The 18,973-nt window shown below is 40.2% G+C and carries 10 protein-coding genes and 2 pseudogenes; 9 read left to right on the forward strand and 3 right to left on the reverse strand.

Annotated features, from left to right (window positions below; translation table 11 throughout):
- Window positions 1–6 precede the first annotated feature (6 nt).
- The 3 genes from DS2_RS11780 to DS2_RS11790 form a co-directional block, all read right to left on the reverse strand.
- Window positions 7–1,557, reverse strand: coding sequence for a tryptophan halogenase family protein (locus tag DS2_RS11780; protein ID WP_035015004.1), 1,551 nt, complete (start codon window positions 1,555–1,557; stop codon window positions 7–9).
- A 56-nt stretch (window positions 1,558–1,613) separates the two neighbouring features.
- A complete protein-coding gene (locus DS2_RS11785) occupies window positions 1,614–4,394 on the reverse strand; it encodes a TonB-dependent receptor (RefSeq protein WP_035015005.1) in 2,781 nt (926 codons plus the stop codon).
- 241 nt (window positions 4,395–4,635) lie between these two features.
- A complete protein-coding gene (locus tag DS2_RS11790; protein ID WP_035015006.1) occupies window positions 4,636–7,500 on the reverse strand; it encodes a TonB-dependent receptor in 2,865 nt (954 codons plus the stop codon).
- Window positions 7,501–7,880: 380 nt separating this feature from the next.
- On the opposite strand from DS2_RS11790, the gene DS2_RS11795 reads away from it, so the two are divergent.
- The 9 genes and pseudogenes from DS2_RS11795 to DS2_RS11830 all read left to right on the forward strand — a co-directional run bounded on the left by DS2_RS11795 (window position 7,881) and on the right by DS2_RS11830 (window position 18,647).
- Entirely contained in the window at window positions 7,881–8,549 is a 669-nt protein-coding gene (locus tag DS2_RS11795; protein ID WP_035015007.1) for a GntR family transcriptional regulator, read from the forward strand.
- Between the two features lie 8 nt (window positions 8,550–8,557).
- Entirely contained in the window at window positions 8,558–9,712 is a 1,155-nt protein-coding gene (locus DS2_RS11800; protein ID WP_035015008.1) for a mandelate racemase/muconate lactonizing enzyme family protein, read from the forward strand.
- A gap of 13 nt (window positions 9,713–9,725) precedes the next feature.
- Window positions 9,726–10,997 carry an MFS transporter gene (locus tag DS2_RS11805; RefSeq protein WP_051479828.1) on the forward strand — a complete coding sequence of 424 codons (1,272 nt, stop codon included), beginning with the start codon at window positions 9,726–9,728 and terminating at the stop codon, window positions 10,995–10,997.
- Window positions 10,994–12,010 (forward strand): sugar kinase, encoded by a 1,017-nt coding sequence (locus tag DS2_RS11810; protein WP_035015009.1) that lies wholly within the window; start codon window positions 10,994–10,996, stop codon window positions 12,008–12,010. The genes DS2_RS11805 and DS2_RS11810 overlap by 4 nt, the downstream gene beginning before the upstream one ends.
- 69 nt (window positions 12,011–12,079) lie before the next feature.
- Window positions 12,080–12,718, forward strand: a complete 639-nt coding sequence (locus DS2_RS11815; RefSeq protein WP_035015010.1) for a bifunctional 4-hydroxy-2-oxoglutarate aldolase/2-dehydro-3-deoxy-phosphogluconate aldolase — start codon at window positions 12,080–12,082, stop codon at window positions 12,716–12,718.
- 44 nt (window positions 12,719–12,762) lie between these two features.
- A pseudogene (locus tag DS2_RS11820) lies at window positions 12,763–15,000 on the forward strand (beta-galactosidase); the annotation flags it as partial.
- Window positions 15,001–15,099: 99 nt separating this feature from the next.
- Window positions 15,100–15,906: pseudogene (locus tag DS2_RS20855) on the forward strand (SMP-30/gluconolactonase/LRE family protein); the annotation flags it as partial.
- Window positions 15,907–16,143: 237 nt separating this feature from the next.
- Window positions 16,144–17,499, forward strand: a complete 1,356-nt coding sequence (locus DS2_RS11825; protein WP_035015011.1) for a DUF1800 domain-containing protein — start codon at window positions 16,144–16,146, stop codon at window positions 17,497–17,499.
- An 11-nt stretch (window positions 17,500–17,510) separates the two neighbouring features.
- Entirely contained in the window at window positions 17,511–18,647 is a 1,137-nt protein-coding gene (locus DS2_RS11830; protein WP_035015012.1) for a DUF1501 domain-containing protein, read from the forward strand.
- Window positions 18,648–18,973: the final 326 nt, after the last annotated feature.

The following is an 18,973-nucleotide window of genomic DNA, read 5'->3' on the forward strand; positions in this document are numbered from 1 at the left end:
CAACACCTAAATTTTTTGAAGTCCGTATCGTTTAATTTTTTCGAGTAAATGGCGGTTGGGTTCCAACACTCTTTCAAGTTGACTAAAATTAGACTTAATTTCTGCGTATTGCCTAGAAAGCAAGTCTGACTGCAACTGAGAAACTTTAAACGGGTATTGGGTTTTAAAGCCCATCCCATACAAGACATATAAATAACTATCGATAGGGAAAACTTCGATTGCTTGTTCAAAATCATGCATACATGGATATTGATGCTGCCAGAGGTTCAGATTTGCCTGTAAAGAATCTGGGATTGATTGTGGTTGTTTAATGTCCTGCCAAAAAGCCTGGCCATCGCGTTGATTCAAAATGTAATGCAATTTGAGAAAATCAATAATGCGCTGCCAACGATACAAAAATGTTTGGTTAAATTTATCCGCAACTAAATTCATAGCAGCCTGATTTGCTGGGAAGTGCTCAGCTAAAGTATTTGCTGACATTTCTATAAGTAATAACGCGGAGGCTTCGAGTGGCTCTATAAAACCGGCAGACAAGCCAATAGCTAGACAGTTTTTATGCCAAAACTTGCTCAAATGCCCAGGTTCAAATCTTATTGTTTTGAAAGTGCATTTTTCGACATCACCACCTGTATTTTTTATATATTTTGTCAATTGTGCTTCAGCATCGTAGTCTGATAGATAATCACTTGCAAATACATGACCTGTACCTCGACGGTTTTGCAAGCCTATATCCCAAATCCAACCCGCAGTTTGTGCTGTTGAGATTGTATGTGAAGTAATAGGGCTTTCAGTTGAAGGATAGGGGACTTGACAAGCAATGGCAGAATCGGCGGCAAGTACGTGTTTGCATGACTGAAACGGTATTTGATAATGTTTATTAATAAGGAGCCGGTTAAAGCCAGTACAGTCGATAAAAATATCGCCTGTTATATAGCCGCAATTGCGAGTTAACACCTTGTCAATAGCACCATTAATTGAGGAATTGACATCAATTACATCATCCGCGACAAATTTAACCCCTAGTTTTTCGATACAATGCTTTTTCAAGAAATTTGTAAACAAGCCCGCATCCAAATGATAGGCGTAGTTAGTCACAGCAGCATATTCGGGTGAAGTAATACTCTTAGGTGCTAGCCCGTTGTCGCAGGTGTAATCTTGAACACAAAATGCTTTTGAGAAATCGATATGCTCAAAATGTTGATGCCAAGCATGTAGAACGTCAGTTTGCTCGGCATTATCAGCCAGCATGAGCGGATGATAGTAGCTATCATTCTTAGCGCCTGTTACCCAGCCAACAAATTTTGCACCTTGTTTAAACGTAGCATTACAGCTAACGATAAAGTCACTTTCGCTAATCCCTATGCTTTTTAAAGTTCGGCGCATACTTGGCCAAGTGCCTTCGCCTACACCAATCGTTTTAATGTTGGGAGATTCAATTAAAGTAATTGAAACACTTTCAGCACATTTGCTTTTAAGTTTGCTGGCTAATATCGCAGCTGTCAGCCAGCCTGCATTACCACCACCGACAATAACGACTGATGAAATAGGACTATTCATATACCTAACCTATAAAGCGGTAAACGTTAGTTTACCGCTTGTATTAAACATCAAATTTAAAATTTGGCTGTAATGCCGATGTTGTATCGCGCACCATAATCTTCAAAATCAACGATTTGATTTTGGAATCGGTTATGACGGCGAGTCGTTTCGTCAGTTATATTAAGTCCTTCAATTACCAAGCTTAAGCTGTCTGATAATTCAACACTTGCTGAAATATCAATTTGTTGGTAAGCCTCGGTAAAGGTCGGTTCGTTTCCACCTTTAAGTAAAAATTTATCTCGCCAGTTGTATGCAACTCGTAGTGAGAATAAATCTTGTTCATAAAAGCCGACTAAATTAGCAGAATCACTTAAACCAGTTAAAGCAAAGTCATTGTTCAAATTATAAATATCGTAATTATCTGAACTATCAACTAAGGTGTAATTAGCTATAGTGCCAAATCCGCTATCACCAAACATATGCTGAATATTGAATTCCCAACCTCTAACCTCAGTTGAATCTAAGTTTTTAGGTGTTGTAACCGTCCATAAAATAGCCGGGTCTGTATTTTGTGATGTACAAGCACTAACTGGGTTAGTTGGGCTACCTTCAGGGCAGTTTCCACGAGGATTCACACTTGGGTTTGTCAGCGCTCCGTTTGGTCCTTCAATAACTCGCTCATCTTCACCCGTTGCAATAAAATTGTCTACTTGTTTACGGAAGTAGCCTGCTGACATATAGCTAGTGTCGCCGTAATACCACTCTAACGATAAATCGAAGTTACGGGACTCATAAGGCAATAAGTTTGGATTACCTTGATTCGCTTTAAATGGACCCGTTGAAAGATGGGTTGTCAACTCGGTAGCTGGAAACATGGCGCTAATATCACTGCGTGAAATTGTAGTGCTGTATGACATGCGGGTGATAATGTCGTCAGTAATATTTAGACTGAAATCCATGTTTGGTAAAAAGTAATTATAGTCGCCGTATAAAGTACTTGATGTTTCTTCGTCAGCGTACATTTTTGACATTTCCAAAGCCGATACCCAGTTAAAACCAATAACAGGCTTTTCTATAGAGTATGAGGAAACATCTGTATCTTCATAGCGAACCCCAATATTGGCATTAAAGTCCATACCGTTAAATTCTGTCTCAAAGTCAAACGATACATAGTAAGCAAGTGTTTCTTCTTCAATGCCGTTTAAATTTGTATTGGTATCAACAAATAAATCTTGTTCTTTTACCATGTCGATAAACTGAATGGCTGAATAATTCGGTATTTTCTCAAATCCGATTCCGCCTGGTTTTAAGCTAAGGTCAAGGCTCGAGATATCCATGTCTCCACCTAGCGCAAAATTAGCACTATATATTTTAGTTGTATCGACTTTATAGTTAGTCGTTGCTATACCAAAATCGATGGCACTTAAACCACCACTACCTGAGTTTTCCCAGTTACCATGCAGTTGAATTTGCTGAATATTATTTTTAATTTCGTAACCGCGCTCCTGATACAAGTCAGCCCGCATGTTAGAAAGTTCGTATGCTCCGCCAGTTAGGACAGAGTCGTCATACGAGACGCTTGGCATGTTTGAACTGAAGTCAGCTTGAATAGTTACACCTTGGCCATCTGGTGTTTTAATGTTGGCTAAATTTGCTAAACGTTCAGCGGGTAAAGCCCCTGGGTTTGCATGAGAAGTTGAATCGTGTATATCGAGTTCAAATTTTAGGTTGTCGCTTGCAAACCACTCAAAGTTTAAGCCATATGAATCATTTTCCGTTTCAAATGCATATTCCCACGCCCAAAAATTAAGTTCATCATTTGTACGGCGCGGATCAATAATGGTTCCATTTACATCTGCTTTGCCTGATTCTAGGTTGTCAAACCAAAAACTCATACGGTTCATTTTGGTTTTTTCATCATGGCGTGACATTGTATAGTCTGCAGTAGCCGTTAAGTTATCGCTTATTGCGTATTGGAACACCAGTTGCGCATTTTGTCTGGTGCGCTCTGTGTTTGAGTCGTCTAAGTCGACGGTTGGAACTTTCCATGTTTCTAAAGTCGGGTTTTTATTTGTATCGATTGCGCTGGTATCTGGAGTTTTCCCTTCTGCAAAACCAGGATAGCCTCGAGACCAAGAATTTTGTGTGCCAACTCTATCTTTATGACTGTCACGTTCTGCATGTGACAAAGATAACATAACACCTACAGTATCATCTAAAAAAGTATTGCTTATTGTGCCGGACAGTTCGGGGGTTATAGTTCGACCAGTTCCATCACTAGTACTGGTATCCATTACTGCTTTAGCACTTGCGTGCGCGTTAAATCCAGGGCGGTCAAAAGGTTTAGCTGTTTTTATATTTATTGTTGCACCAATGCCGCCAGAGCTAACATTTGCTTTTCCCGTTTTATAAACCTCAACTGCAGAAACTGTGTCAGCGCCAACTTCCTTAAAGTTAAAACTTCTGGAAATGCCTTCACCGTCAAGTGCTGATGAATTAGGCATTTGCCGACCATTTAGTGTCACTAAGTTAAAACTCGGTCCAAAACCACGAACGGTAACTTGGTTGCCTTCGTTATTCGATCTATCGATAGATACACCAGTAATACGCTGTAACGATTCAGCTAGGTTAGTATCGGGAAATTTACCAATATCTTCAGCAGATATTGCGTCTATCACACCAGACGCATCACGTTTCAACGCAGCTGATTTATTTAATGAACTACGAATGCCTTTTACGTGTATAACTTCAGCTTCGTCTGCTGCGTTAGTTTGAGCTTGAGCAACCGTTGTCATACCTGATGCGGCTAACATAGATAGTAAGACGGTATTGAGTTTAAACATGCTGTTACGCATTATGTTGTCCTCTTGTTTATATTATGTTTTGAGTGTTTAACTTCCCAGCTGTACTGCTTGTAATTTGTCAGCTTTACAAACATCTCGATAACATTTTTACTTTTTAATTGGTGCTAATGTCAAGTGTTTGTTGTATACAATTAAATATATTTGCAATATCTCCTTAACGAATCATTTATGACTTTTAATGAAAAAGGGGCGCGTATACCGCATTGCTCCCATGTGAGAGTAGACTTAAAATTTAGAATTTTGCTCGAATGCCCAAAGCATAGCGGCTACCAAAATCTTCAGCTGCTAAAAACTGATTTTCAAATCGGCCATGTCTATGTGCGGTTTCTTCGGTTAAATTTAATCCTTCAAACACAAGTGTTAAATATTGATTAATTTCATAACTAGCACTCATATCTAACTGACCATAGGCTTTCGTGAACACAGGTTCGTCAGGGCTATGAAATTGGTTGGTATTTAACAAAAAATCATCACGCCAGTTGTAAGCAAAACGTACTTGAATACCGTCTTTGTCATAAAAGGCGACTAAATTAGCTGAGTCACTTAACCCAGTTAAAGCAACGGTTTGTTCAAACGAATAAATGTCATATTCAACACTACCATCTACTTTTGTAAAGTTGAATTGACCACCAAAACCGCTATCACCAAATAGATGTTGTAAGGCTAATTCCCAGCCATAAACCTCGGCACTTTCTAAGTTTTTTGGCACCTTAACGTTAAACATAATCTCGGGATCGCTGGGTTTAGATAAACAATCTGCGTTGTAGGGCTCGACCGAGCTATCAGGGCAACCAGCTCTAGGATTTGCAGATGGATCGGTTAATGGGTTGCCATTTGCATCATTTATTGTGCGTTTTTCATTGGTGATACCAATAAAGTTATCTACGTACTTTCTAAAGTAGCCAATCGATGCATAACTGCCTTCGTCGTAATACCATTCAAAAGACAAGTCGATATTATTTGATGAATAAGGCAATAAGTTTGGATCACCTTGGCTTGCATCAAATGGCCCACCAGGGCGTGTGCCAGTAATTTTAGTTGCAGGTACAATGGCGGTTACATCACTGCGGGTTAATGTTCGGCTATAGGAAAAACGTGCTATAAAGTCATCCGTTAGTTCTGCACTTATATCAAAATTGGGTAAAAACTCAGTATAATCACCCGTCAAAGTGTCAATAGTTGCTGTGGCGTTGTCTGGATAGACTTGGCGAATTTCTTCATCCGACAAATATACCAAGTTAGTAGGCAAAGTCGCGCTTGATGAACCTGTGACATCAGTACTTTCGTAGCGCAAACCTAAATTAATATTGAGCGGAATTTGGTTAATTTCATCGGCGATATCAACACTAACATAAGCAGCTGTAGTGTCTTCTTGCACGCTATCCATTCTGGGCGGTGCTTCAGTGATAAACCCGCCACTGAGTACTTTCTGGTTGATTAAACTTGGGTTAGCATTAAATTGTTTTGCGAACAGTTTATCTGAACCACTAAAATTGCTGCCAACGTTTGCTGGAGTAAAAGTAATTCCCAATTCTTGCATGTTTAAATCGTCATACAAAAAGTCGAAACCAAAACGTGTGGTGGTATCAAATTGATAATCCGTTTGGCCTAAACCAAAGCTGACTTTTTCAATTGCGCCGTTGCCTTGATTAACCCATTGTGCACCTAAATCCCATTGTTTAATGTTGTTTTTAATTGCATGACCACGTACAACTACAACGTCACCATCAATATGATCGGTTGAAAATGGATCATAATTGTCAGGAATTGGTCCAGGTGCTGTGTCGGCTTCCAGTGTTTGGGTTGTGTTGGTTGTTACTGCTGGTACATCTGCACCGGTAAAATCTAAACCTATATCAACATATCGCGCATCTGGTGGAGTACTGATCACTGAAGAGAACTCACTAATTTGACCACCTGGCTGAGTTTCAGAAGTTGAATCGTGCATATCGAATGTGAGTTTTAATGCATCGGTTGCTTGCCATTTAACATTAAAACCAATTGAGTCGTTTTCAGTTTCAACCAACTGATTTGTAACTGTGTAATTTAATCTATGATTATTATGGCGTGGGTTAACCACTGTACCATTTTTATCTACTTTGCCTGTGGTGTTTTGATCTGAATCGAACCAAAAGCCAGTTAATACCCGCTCAATTTTTTCTTCAAACTCCGAAGTTGTATAGTCTAAAACAACCTCAACGTCTTCGATGGGGGTTGCTTGCAACACAACTTGCAGATTGTCGCGCTTGCGCTGGTGGTCGCCATATTCAACTGCGAAGTTACGTGGAACCCAAAACACACCTTCAGGGTTATTATTTAGATCGATACCTGACTTATCAATTGCTGAATAAGCTGAGCCATCGTCTTTGATCCACCCATCATTCACTACGGCTTCCTTGCGACTATCGCGCTCTGAATGAGAGTATGAAACTAACACACCAAAGGTGTCATCCATAAAAGTGTCGCTATACAAAGCACTGTATTCTGGGGTGATATCACTCCCTTTAACATTGCTGGTATCCATTATCCCTTTAGCACCTAAACTGAACTGACGTTCTTTGTAATCAAAAGGTTTGGCCGTGCGTAAATTAATGGTTGCGCCGATTCCCCCTGTGGGCGAGTGAGCTTTACCAGACTTATAAACGTCTACTCCAGATACAACTTCTGCGGCAATATGCTGGAAATTAAATGAGCGATTGATACCAACATCGGTTGATAGGGTAGATGAGGTCGGCATAGAACGACCGTTTAGCGTAACTAAATTAAACGTTGGGCCAAAACCCCGCACCGAAACTTTGTTACCTTCGTTGTTTGAACGGTCAATTGAAACGCCCGTAATACGTTGTAAAGACTCGGCTAAATTTGAATCTGGAAACTTGCCAATGTCTTCTGCTGAAATGGCGTCCATCACGCCTGAGGCGTCACGTTTAATTGCGGCTGAGTTACTTAAAGCACTGCGAATGCCTTTAACTTGAATGATTTCTGTCGCTTGTGTGTTCGTTTGAGTCGATTGCTCTGCGATTGTTGAGGTTGAGTAGCCAGTGCTCGCCAAAACCGCCAAAGCAATGCCGTTAAATCTAAAATTTTTAGTCACCATTTTGTCCTAACCTTTTGTCGTTGTTTAAGTCGTCAAGCCCGTACACCCATAAAAATTGCGACTACTTTGTTTTATTTTTAAACAGGTGAATCCGTCCTCTTTTTTATTTTTACGTTTAATTAACATTAAAAGTCAAGCGTTAATTGTTAACCAAAAGGTTGGTGGTTACAGTTTTACCTCAAGTTCGCATACCGAGGGATTTGTCGTAACTAACTGTAATTTATATTAATTTGTGGTTTTTTTTGTGTTTTTTAATATTTGCTATTCCATTAAAAAATAATTTAAACCCCATTTAATTAATAATTATCTATTGTTAACAGTATAATTTAAGTGTAATCTTTGCATGAATTATGTGTAATCTAGGTTGAGTTGTGAGCAATATGGCAACAAGCGAATATTTCAAAGACTTCTTTGAACATGACAATAAAGTTTACGCACAAATTTTGGCAGATATAGCGCAAGGTGTGTATGTCAGTGGAGACCGTTTAGTCACCACTGCTTTAGCTAAACGGTACAACACTTCAATTAACCCAATTCGTGAGGCAATCAAGCAATTGGAGGGTGAAGGTTTTGTTAGCTCGCAAAAAAATAGCGGTGCTCGAGTGGCGAATTTTAGCCAAGCAACTATTAGAGATGTCTTTGAAATTTTGCAACTGTTAGAACCGTATTTGTTTGAATGGTACACACAAAGATATACCCAAGAATGTTTGCTCAAACTCAATGAGGTATTGCACCAGATGCGTTCGCTTGATGCGGACGAGCATATGCGCTTTCGTGAATTAGACACTGAATTTCATTGGCTTATGTACAAGCACCACTACAACAAAAGTGCAGTAAAGCTTTGGAAAAAAAACAAACTAATATTGCAAGCACTTCACGGCAATATTCCCGTAAGTTTGGCGCGTAGAGAGCATGCTATCGATGAACACGAGAAAATTTTATCAGCGCTAGTTAATAAGAAACCGCAAGATGCATTGCAAGCGCTGCAAGACCACATTGCTCAAGGTGGGCAATATTGGTCGAAAGTTTTAGTTCAGCAAGGAGATTAAGTAGATTAATGAAAATAACCAATATTAAAACATACGTATTTTGGCTGGGCTTTCGCAACGTTTGTTTAGTTAAAGTTGAAACAGACCAAGGCATTTATGGTTGGGGCGAATCTGGATTATCTGGTCGAGAAAAAGCCGTAGTCGGTGCGATAGAGCACTTTAAACAATTTTTGCTCGGGCAAGATGCATTGAATATCTCTGCTATGTGGCAAGAAATGTATCGTAGCCAATATTTTGAAGGTGGTCGTGTTTTGGCTGCCGCCATTTCGTCGATTGATATTGCGTTGCATGATATTGCAGGTAAATACTTAAACCAACCCGTTTATCAATTGTTAGGGGGTAAACAGCGTAATCACATACCTTTGTTTGCAACCTCAGTTAAAGATTTCAATCAAGGTTTGATTGACGATTTACTCAATTTGAAAGAGCAAGGTTGGCAGTCTATTCGGGTGACCACAGGCGAGCATGGCAATGCTGAGCGTAAAACTGTTTTTGATACCAGAAAATCTTTAGCTAAAACCGCTCATTGGTTAACTCAAGCACGTGAAGCCATTGGTAGTGAAATTATGCTTGGAATAGATTATCACCACAGACTCACGGTTGGAGAAACCGCATCTTTTTGTCAACGCATGCCAAGTGGCACTTTAGATTATTTAGAAGAGCCAATACGAGACCAGTCTATTCAGGCCTACCAAAATTTGCGCTCAATGGTGGATATTCCGTTTGCGATAGGTGAGGAGCTCACCAGTAAATGGGATTTTGCCCCTTATGTTGACAGCGCTTTAACTAATTATGCACGTATAGATATTTGTAACGCGGGTGGTTTTACCGAAGCAATGAAAATTGCCGCCATGTGTGAAACTAAATATATAGACATGATGCCGCACAATCCCCTTAGCCCAATTTGCACTGCTGCATCGGTACATTATTGTGCTGCCATTGCCAATATGAGCTGGTTAGAGCTTGCGCCTTACGATGGCGATTTATCTGAATACGATGAAATATTTACCAATCGACCACGTGTAGAGAACAACAGTTTTACAGTAACTAACTGTGTCGGTTTAGGTATAGATGTAAATGAAGAAAAACTAAAAAACCAAGAGTTCAAATTTTGGGAACCACCCAGATTAATTAAACCAGACGGCAGCTATACCAACTGGTAACAAGGGGGATAAGATGAAAAAAGGTGGCATTTTGGCGCTGATATTTATTAGCGTGGTAATTAACTACATGGACAGAACCAATATATCTGTCGCGGCGGCTGCAATATCCGCTGATTTAAACATTAGCAAAGTAGAAATGGGCTTGATCTTTTCTGCATTTGCTTGGACTTATTCAATTATGCAAATTCCAGGTGGCATGCTGGTTGATGCGGTGCGAATTCGTTTTTTGTACCCCTTTATTTTGGTCGCTTGGAGTTTAGTGACTTTAGTACAAGGATTGGTTAGCTCAGTTGCGGCACTGATTGGTTGTCGTATGGCGATAGGCTTTTTTGAGGCACCAAGTTATCCAGCCAACAACAAAATAGTCACCCAATGGTTTGCTGAGCAAGAAAGAGCAGGGGCGATTGCAATATATACTTCTGGGCAATTTATCGGTTTGGCGTTTTTAATGCCCGTATTGGCGGTTATTCAAGACTGGTTTGGCTGGCGAGGCTTGTTTATTGTTTCCGGTTTAATTGGCATAGTTTGGGCGGTTATTTGGTATATTTTTTACCAAGAAAAGTCAAATGAGCAGCCAAATAACCCGCAAGCTAATAGCGAAAATGCTAATCAGTCGTCATCTCCCAATACCACACCTGTTAGTTGGCAAAACCTCAAACTGGCGTTTTCAAGCAAAAAGCTATGGGGCATTTATATTGGCCAATTTTGTTTAGGCGGAACACTGATATTTTTCTTAACTTGGTTTCCAACTTATTTAGCTGAATATCGAGGGTTTAGTGATCTACAAACCGGCTTTTTAGCTTCGGTTCCATTTTTAGCGGCATTCTGTGGTGTGTTGTTGTCAGGTTTTGTTTCTGATTTATTGGTACGTAAAGGTTTCTCAAACGAATTTGCGCGTAAAACGCCGATTATATTAGGTTTGTTTTTATCTAGTTCAGTAATTTTTGCTAACTATACCGACAGCACTTTATGGGTAACTTTCTTCTTGTCTCTAACCTTCTTTGGCAACGGCTTGGCATCTATCAACTGGGTGTTTGTATCTTTAATTGCGCCTAAACATATGGTTGGCCTGGTCGGAGGGTGTTTCAATTTTATTGGAGGTCTATCCGCTGTAATCGTACCGGTCCTGATTGGCTTTTTAGTCCAAGATGGTGATTTTAGACCAGCACTAGCGTTAATCGCTATATTGGCTTTTACAGGATTATTTTCTTATTTATTTCTAGTTGGCAAAGTTGAAACCATAGAAATGCCTGTTGCCGAAAATGAATTGGAGGCAAAAGCGTGAGCATTGTTTTTTTCGGCGAAATTATGCAAAGGTTAACCCCTGCATTACCACAACAAAAACTGGTGGTTGCGAAAAACCTAGCGGTCGATTTTGCAGGCGCGGAAGCGAACGTGGCAAGCTCGTTAGCAAGGTTAGGGCATCAAAGTTATTTCGCCACACGTTTACCAGATAATCCTATTGGCGATCACTGTATCGCAACGCTCAAGCAATATGGCATCAACACAGATTATTGTGTGCGTGGTGGCAACCGCATTGGTAGTTATTTTATCGAGCTAGGTGCATCAATTCGCCCATCACGTGTGGTATACGATCGCGCTGATTCCGCATTTGCTTGTTTACAATCAGAGCAATTTGATTGGGAAAATATATTAGCCGGTAAAGATTGGTTGTTTTTAGGTGGCATCACACCGGCGCTTTCAACCAATTGTGCCAGCGAAATAGTAAAAGCAGCTCGAATTGCCCAGAATATGGGGGTAAAAGTTGCTTTCGATATAAACTACCGCCGCAGTTTATGGTCAGCAGAACAGCAACAAAATGGGGTTGCCGAGCTGATTTTTAGCCAAATTTTACACTACTGTGATTTAGCTTTTGCCAATGCAGGTGCGGTTGCTGATGTGTTTGGTAAAACTTTTGACGAAGGAGATGCAATTGAACAAGCCAAGCTTGTTGCTACCTATTTAACCAATGCTTTTACTGTAGACGCGGCAGTAACCGCACGACTACATAACAGTGCATCAAGCAACCAATTGGCGGCGATTTACCGTACCCAGGGTAACAATTATCAGAGTAATTGGTTAGACGTAGAGATACTCGACCGATTAGGTACAGGGGATGCTTTTGCCGCTGGTTTATTTAATGGATTACTAAAAGGTCAGCCCCCACAACAATGTATTGATTTTGCCAATGCTGCATTTGCGCTGGCGCATACTTGTTATGGCGATCAACATTGGTCTGACGAAGATGAAATTAACGCGGTTGTACAAGGATTTACCAGTGGCCATGTTATTCGCTAATTTTTTGCCACTTTTAAAATAGTCAACAGTTAACGTTTAGAATAAAGATATAGAGTGTGGAAAGACCCAATGAACAAACAACAGATAGTTGAACAAATGTTTAAACAAAAACTGGTTGTCATTATACGAGTAGAACAACCAGAACAAATAGACGCCATAGTTGAAAACTTAATAACCGCAGGAGTCGGTATTTTAGAAATAACCAGCAACACTCCCGGCTATGCGAGCAAAATTACTCAATTACGCGAGCAATATCCAAACTTAATTGTTGGTGCTGGCACAATCACGACAGTGGAAATTGCTGAGCAAGCTAAAGCTGCAGGCGCGCAATTTTTAGTTACGCCAAATACCTGCAAACAAGTTGGTAAATTTGCTCATGAACACAATTTACCCGTATTGATGGGCGCATTTACCCCTACTGATGTAGTGGAAGCGAAAAAAGCAGGCGCTGACGTTGTTAAGTTATTTCCAGCAGAACCAATCGGTCCTGAATATTTAAAAGCTTTAGCCAAAGGCCCTTTTTTAGACACTGCATTTTTCCCAGTTGGTGGCATTGATGAAAACAACTTTGAGCAATGGCTACAAGCTGGCGCAAAAGGTTTAGGCATAGGCGGCGCACTGGCAAGACCTGTAGAAACTGAAGCTGAGAAACAACAACTCATTGCCGGTGTCAGTAAAATAGTTAATCGATTGAAAGAGATGGAGTAACAACCATGCAAAAAGTGAATAAAAATATTCTATATGCATTGGGCATGAGTGGCATTTTGACTGCATGTAGTCAAACGAGTAACCATGCTAGTAGCGAAAGTATGCTGTGGGATTTTGAACAAGCAGAACACCTCAAACATATACAAACTGAAAATGCCAAACTAACGAGCGTTAAGCAAGGTGACAATAGCGCCGTTAAAATTAGCTTTGACTCGAAAAATAATCATGTATCAGGGTTCGAATTTAAATCAGACAATGGTTGGGATTGGTCAAATGATAGCTCATTTGCTTTTGCATTAGATATTCAAAACCCGAAAAACACCTCTGTTCATATGTATGTAACCGCCAAAGATAAAGCGGGTAAAACGCACAATCGAAGTTTTGTTGTACCAGCAAATTCAGCAGAGACCTATTTTATTGAACTTAAAGGATTAGATTTAAACCAAGAGACAGGCATTCGCTCAAATCCCCCAAGCTGGCAGAGTGATTATGTACCTATTATTTGGCGACATGGCAGCAAAAATATTGATATCAGCCAAATCACCAGTATCAAATTTAATATACGTGGGGTGTTAGAAGATAAACAACTGGTGATTGATAACGCACGTTTAATCTATCCAAAAGCACTAGATAAGAACTATCTAACAAAATTGGTTGATAAATTTGGTCAGAGTACTCGGATAGATTTTCCAAATAAGGTGAACTCGACCGCTGAGTTAATCGAAAGACATCAACAAGAGCAAGCGGAGTTAACCGGCAAAAACTTTGCTGATCGCTCAAAATATAATGGCTGGAAACATGGGCCTAAACTTGAAGCGACGGGTTATTACCGCACTGAAAAGTATCAAGGTAAGTGGACATTAGTTGACCCAGAAGGTTATCTATTTTTCTCAAATGGGATTGCGAATGTACGTTTAGCCAATACCTCAACTATCACAGGTTATGACTTTGATCACTCTAAGATAAAAGCGCGAGCGCCAGGTGATTTAACGCCAGAAGATTCGTTAGGTCTAAACCCAGCCCCGCAGCAAGCTTGGCCGACTCGCCATGTTAGCTCAGAATTAAGAGCCAATATGTTTAGCTGGTTGCCTGAATATGGCAGTGAATTAGCTGATAATTTTGGCTATAGAAGAGAGGTTCATACTGGCGCTATTGAAAGGGGCGAAACTTTCAGTTTTTATCGAGCCAATTTGCAACGTAAATATCAAATCAATGATGATGCAGAGTTAATGCAAAAATGGCGTGAAACCACGGTTAAACGTATGCAGTCGTGGGGTTTTACTTCATTCGGAAATTGGATTGACTCGAAATATTACGATATGCAGCAATACCCATATTTTGCCAATGGTTGGATTATCGGCAACTTTAAAACTGTTAGCAGTGGCAATGACTATTGGAGCCCGCTACCAGATCCGTTTGATCCTCTATTTAAAGAACGTACCGATATTACGATAAAACAAATAGCCGACGAGGTTAACAACAGCCCATGGTGCGTAGGGGTATTTGTTGATAATGAGAAAAGCTGGGGCATGATGGGGTCGGTAGCAAGTCAGTATGGTATTGTTATTAATACCCTGTCACGGCCTGCGATAGAAAGCCCGACTAAACAAGTATTTGTAGATGAACTAACAAAAAAGTATCGCACAATCGAGCAGCTCAATATTGCTTGGCATACCAACATTTCAAGTTGGGATGAACTGACTCAAGGGGTAAAACTTACTCAGTATCCAGCTGGTATGCTGGCAGATTTTTCACACCTGTTGTTTGTATATGCTGAGCAGTATTTCAAAATTGTTAGCCAATCTGTTGAACGTTATATGCCTAATCATATGTATATGGGGGCACGTTTTGCTGACTGGGGCATGACACCAGAGATACGCGCTGCCGCAGCCAAGCATGCTGATGTTGTAAGCTACAACTATTACAAAGAGGGCATTAATGATGACTTCTGGAATTTCTTAGCGGAAATTGATAAACCTAGCATTATTGGTGAATTCCATAATGGTGCGTTAGATTCAGGTTTGTTAAACCCTGGGTTGATTCATGCTGAATCACAAGCTGATCGTGGGCGTAAATATCAAGAATATTTGTACAGTGTAATCGACAACCCATATTTAGTCGGCGCACACTGGTTTCAATATATAGACTCGCCATTAACCGGCCGTGCATACGATGGTGAAAACTACAACGTAGGTTTTGTGTCGGTTACCGATATTCCTTATCAGCCATTAGTGGATGCTGTTAAAGAGGTTAACAAAAATATTTACCCACGCCGATTTAGCCAAGATATATATCAAATCCACGCGCCTGAAGCGTTAAATTATTTAGATGTTAATTATGGGTATGAAGAACTAGCAGATGGTTTTAAATGGGCTGAAGGGCCGGTGTGGGTTGACGACTCGTCCAGTAAAAATGGTGGATATTTGATTTTTTCAGACATCCCAAATAACAAGATTATCAAGTACCAAGCTGGAGAGGGCATCTCAACCTATTTAGCACCGAGTGGTTATTCTAATGGGTTAGCTATCGGTAACAATAAGCAATTGTTGATCGCTCAGTCGCGTAGCCGACAACTTGCGATTATGAATGCGCCAACTAACAAGGCCAAGGCACAGTATTCAGCGCTTGCAACACACTACCAGGGCAAGCGTTTAAATAGCCCTAACGATTTAACCGTGCATACCAATGGAACTGTATTTTTTACCGATCCTCCATATGGTTTACCTAAACAAATGGACGATCCAGCCAAAGAATTAGACTTTCAAGGTGTGTATAAACTAAGCCCGCAAGGTGAATTGAAACTAATAGACAAGTCTCTAACTGCGCCCAATGGCATAGCTTTATCGCCAGATAACCAATTTTTGTATGTAGCGGTTTCAGATCCAAATGAGCCTGCTTGGTATCAATACAAATTAAATAGCCAAGGTGATCTAGTTTCGAAAAAACTATTTTACAAACCTAAAGCAACTGGTACTAACGCGCACGGCGCTCCGGATGGGTTAAAAGTACATAGCTCAGGTACCGTTTTTGCAACAGGCCCACACGGTATATGGTTGTTTTCACCTTCAGGTAAAGTATTAGCGCAAATAAACATTCCATACTTTAGCGCCAATTTGGCGTTCGACAGTAATGAAGATTATTTGTATATCACTGCGCACGAGAAATTATTGCGGGTTAAATTGAAGTAACTGTTATGCGAAACCAGTTTGTGTGAGTGCAATGCCTACACTGTTATTTTTGTGTGAATAGCCCTCACACCAAAATAGCAGCGTAGGCATTTTTTCATGCTTTTCAATAACTTTTGATATTTAATGAGCTCTGGTGAGTGTTGTTGAAATCATATGATGTAAACTTTTTGTAAATTTGGTTTGTAATTTTTCAATCCAACCTATAATCCAAAATAAATAATTAGATTGGATTATGCTATGACCATATCAACTGAAACCGCCATTGCTTACCAAAGGTTTGGATACGGGGTAAACCCAAACCAAACACTGGTCGAGTCAAATCATAAAACTTGGCTAATTAACCAGTTAAAACCAATTTTCCCCGATTCCAGTATTTGGAGCTTAGCTAAAGCATACGAATATCAAGCCCAATACCGAAAAATGCGAATGGAAGAAAGAAAGGGCAATCAGTCAGAAGCGCAAATGCAACAATCCGATAAATTTAAGAAAAAATTCTATCAGCAATCCAAGCTAGCTTCTTACTACTCAGCTCAATTTGCCATAGAAACCGAAAATGGATTACAAGCAAGATTGCTTGATTTTTTCTCAAACCATTTCAGTGTAACAGCCAGTGGCAATGTAATGCGTGCACTTGCACCTTTATTGGAAATTGAAGCGATTGCACCAAACTTAACTGGTAAATTTTCTGATCTTTTACTGGCAGTTGAATCGCACCCAGCCATGTTGGTTTATTTAAATAATGAACAATCTGTAGGCCCTGATTCTCAGTTAGCGAAAAAGCGTAAAAACAAAGGCTTAAATGAAAACTTAGCCCGTGAGATTTTAGAGCTACATACTTTAGGTGTTGATGGTGGGTATAACCAACAAGATGTTATAGAGTTAGCTAAAGCCATTACGGGTTGGAGTGTCGCCAACCCAATTAGAGAAGATACCATTGGTTTTATTTACCGACAAAGGACCCATCAACCGGGCAAGCGCAAAGTATTAGGTAAAACCTATAGTCAAAAAGGTATGGAGCAGGGCAAAGCTATTTTGCAAGATTTAGCTGTACATCCAGCAACCGCTAAATTTGTTTGTACTAAACTGGTTCGACATTTTATCAGTGACCAGCCAAATCAACAAATTGTGCAAACCATGCAAGCAGCTTGGAAAAAAACAGATGGTGACATTAAAGCGGTAATAACCGCCATGATAGAACACCCTGAAAGCTGGCGTGAAGATAGACAAAAATTTAAAACGCCTCGTGAATTTTTAATCTCTAGTTATCGTCTAAGCGACATTCAATATAAAGGAAAACAACAAAGAGCCTTTATGAATAGTTTAGAAATGATGGGACAAAAGCCTTTTTCCGCTGGCTCTCCAGCTGGCTTCAAAGATGAACGTAACGCCTGGGATGGTCCAGATGCGCTGTTAAACAGAATTGATTGGGCTAACGCCTATGCAAAACAAGTAAAAAAAGACCCGCTTGAATTAGCCAAAGCTGCGTTTGGTGAATCGCTAAGTGCCAACACTTACACATTTTTAAAACGTGCTGAAAGCCGCCAACAAGCATTAGCAATGTTATTAATGAGCCCAGAGTTTCAATTTAGTTAAGAGGCAACGAAATGAAAAGACGTGATTTTTTACAAGGCGTAGGCGCTGGTTTTGTTTTGTTGTCAGCTTCTAAAGCTAGCTTGGCTGCAACCAATTCTGCAACTAACAAAAAGAAAATTGTTTGGGTTATGCTGCGCGGTGCATTGGATTCATTGCATACTATAGTGCCAACCTTTGATAAACATTTAGTCGAACACAGAGCGAATTTAGTTAAACCTATCGCCGATAAATTGCAGCCTATGGATAATGGTTTTGCCATGCATCCAGCGTTAGTGAACATGCATGCGTGGTATAAACAAAAACAAATGTTTCCTGTAGTTGCAGTTGCATCCCCATATCGCGAACGCTCGCATTTTTCAGCACAAGATTTACTCGAAAGTGGCTTAACAGAAATTGATCACGAAAGTGGTTGGTTAGCTCGCGCCATTCAACAAAAATCAGCGAATGGTTTAGCTGTAGCACACACAGTACCTTTGAGTATGCGTGGTATAGATAGTGTAAGCACTTGGTATCCATCAAACTTACCGGATGCTGAAGATGATTTGTACAATCGTTTAATGCAACTACATGAAAAAGACGACAAATTCGTCGCCAATATTCAGCAAGGTTTAAATCTGCGCGAGCAAGCCAACAATATGATGCAACAGAAAAAACGCAAAGCGGCTTTTAAACAACTTGCGAGAAATTGCGGTGAACTTATGGCAAGCACGCAAGCCGATTGCGCCATGTTAGAAATGGGTGGCTGGGATACCCATAACAATCAAGTAGGGCGCTTAGACCGTCAACTAAAAGAATTAGACCAAGGCTTAGGTGAACTAAAAAATGCATTAGCAGATGATTGGCAAAACACAGTTGTAATTATTGCCACTGAATTTGGCCGCACAGTCAGAATAAACGGCACCAATGGCACAGACCACGGCACTGGCAGCGCATTACTGGTCACAGGTGGCGCGGTTAAGGTGGGTAAAGTTTTAGGTCAATGGCCAGGACTTGCACCAGAAAACTTATATCAAAACCGCGATTTGCAACCTACAACCGATTCACGCAGCTGGTTTGCTGGCTTATTGCATCAACACTGGGGTTTAAACGCGGCGCAACTAGACAAGGTTTTTCCAGGTGTTGTGCCAGTGACAGAGCGTTTGGTGTAGTACAGGTTTTGAATTACAATAATCGGCAACTGCTGATTATTGTAATGTCCCATGAAATTTTTAGACCCATTAGATAAAGACTTAAACGTTTTACGACGGTAATGGTCGAATAGCGAGAATAGTTGCCAACATTCCATTATTGAAAAATGGATATCCACCAATTTTTATTCCGAATAGTAAGCGCCAACAATATAATGCTTGTTATGCAACAACCCAAGAGATAATTAAGAGGTATATCAGCTGCAGGCTAAGAGGTAAGTATTATGCTTTTAATCCCTCACATGCAATTTAACATAATATACATTATCGGCTGTTGTGGGTTTGTA

It is taken from the genome of Catenovulum agarivorans DS-2 (assembly GCF_000568405.1).
GTDB classification, from domain to species: Bacteria; Pseudomonadota; Gammaproteobacteria; order Enterobacterales; family Alteromonadaceae; genus Catenovulum; species Catenovulum agarivorans_A.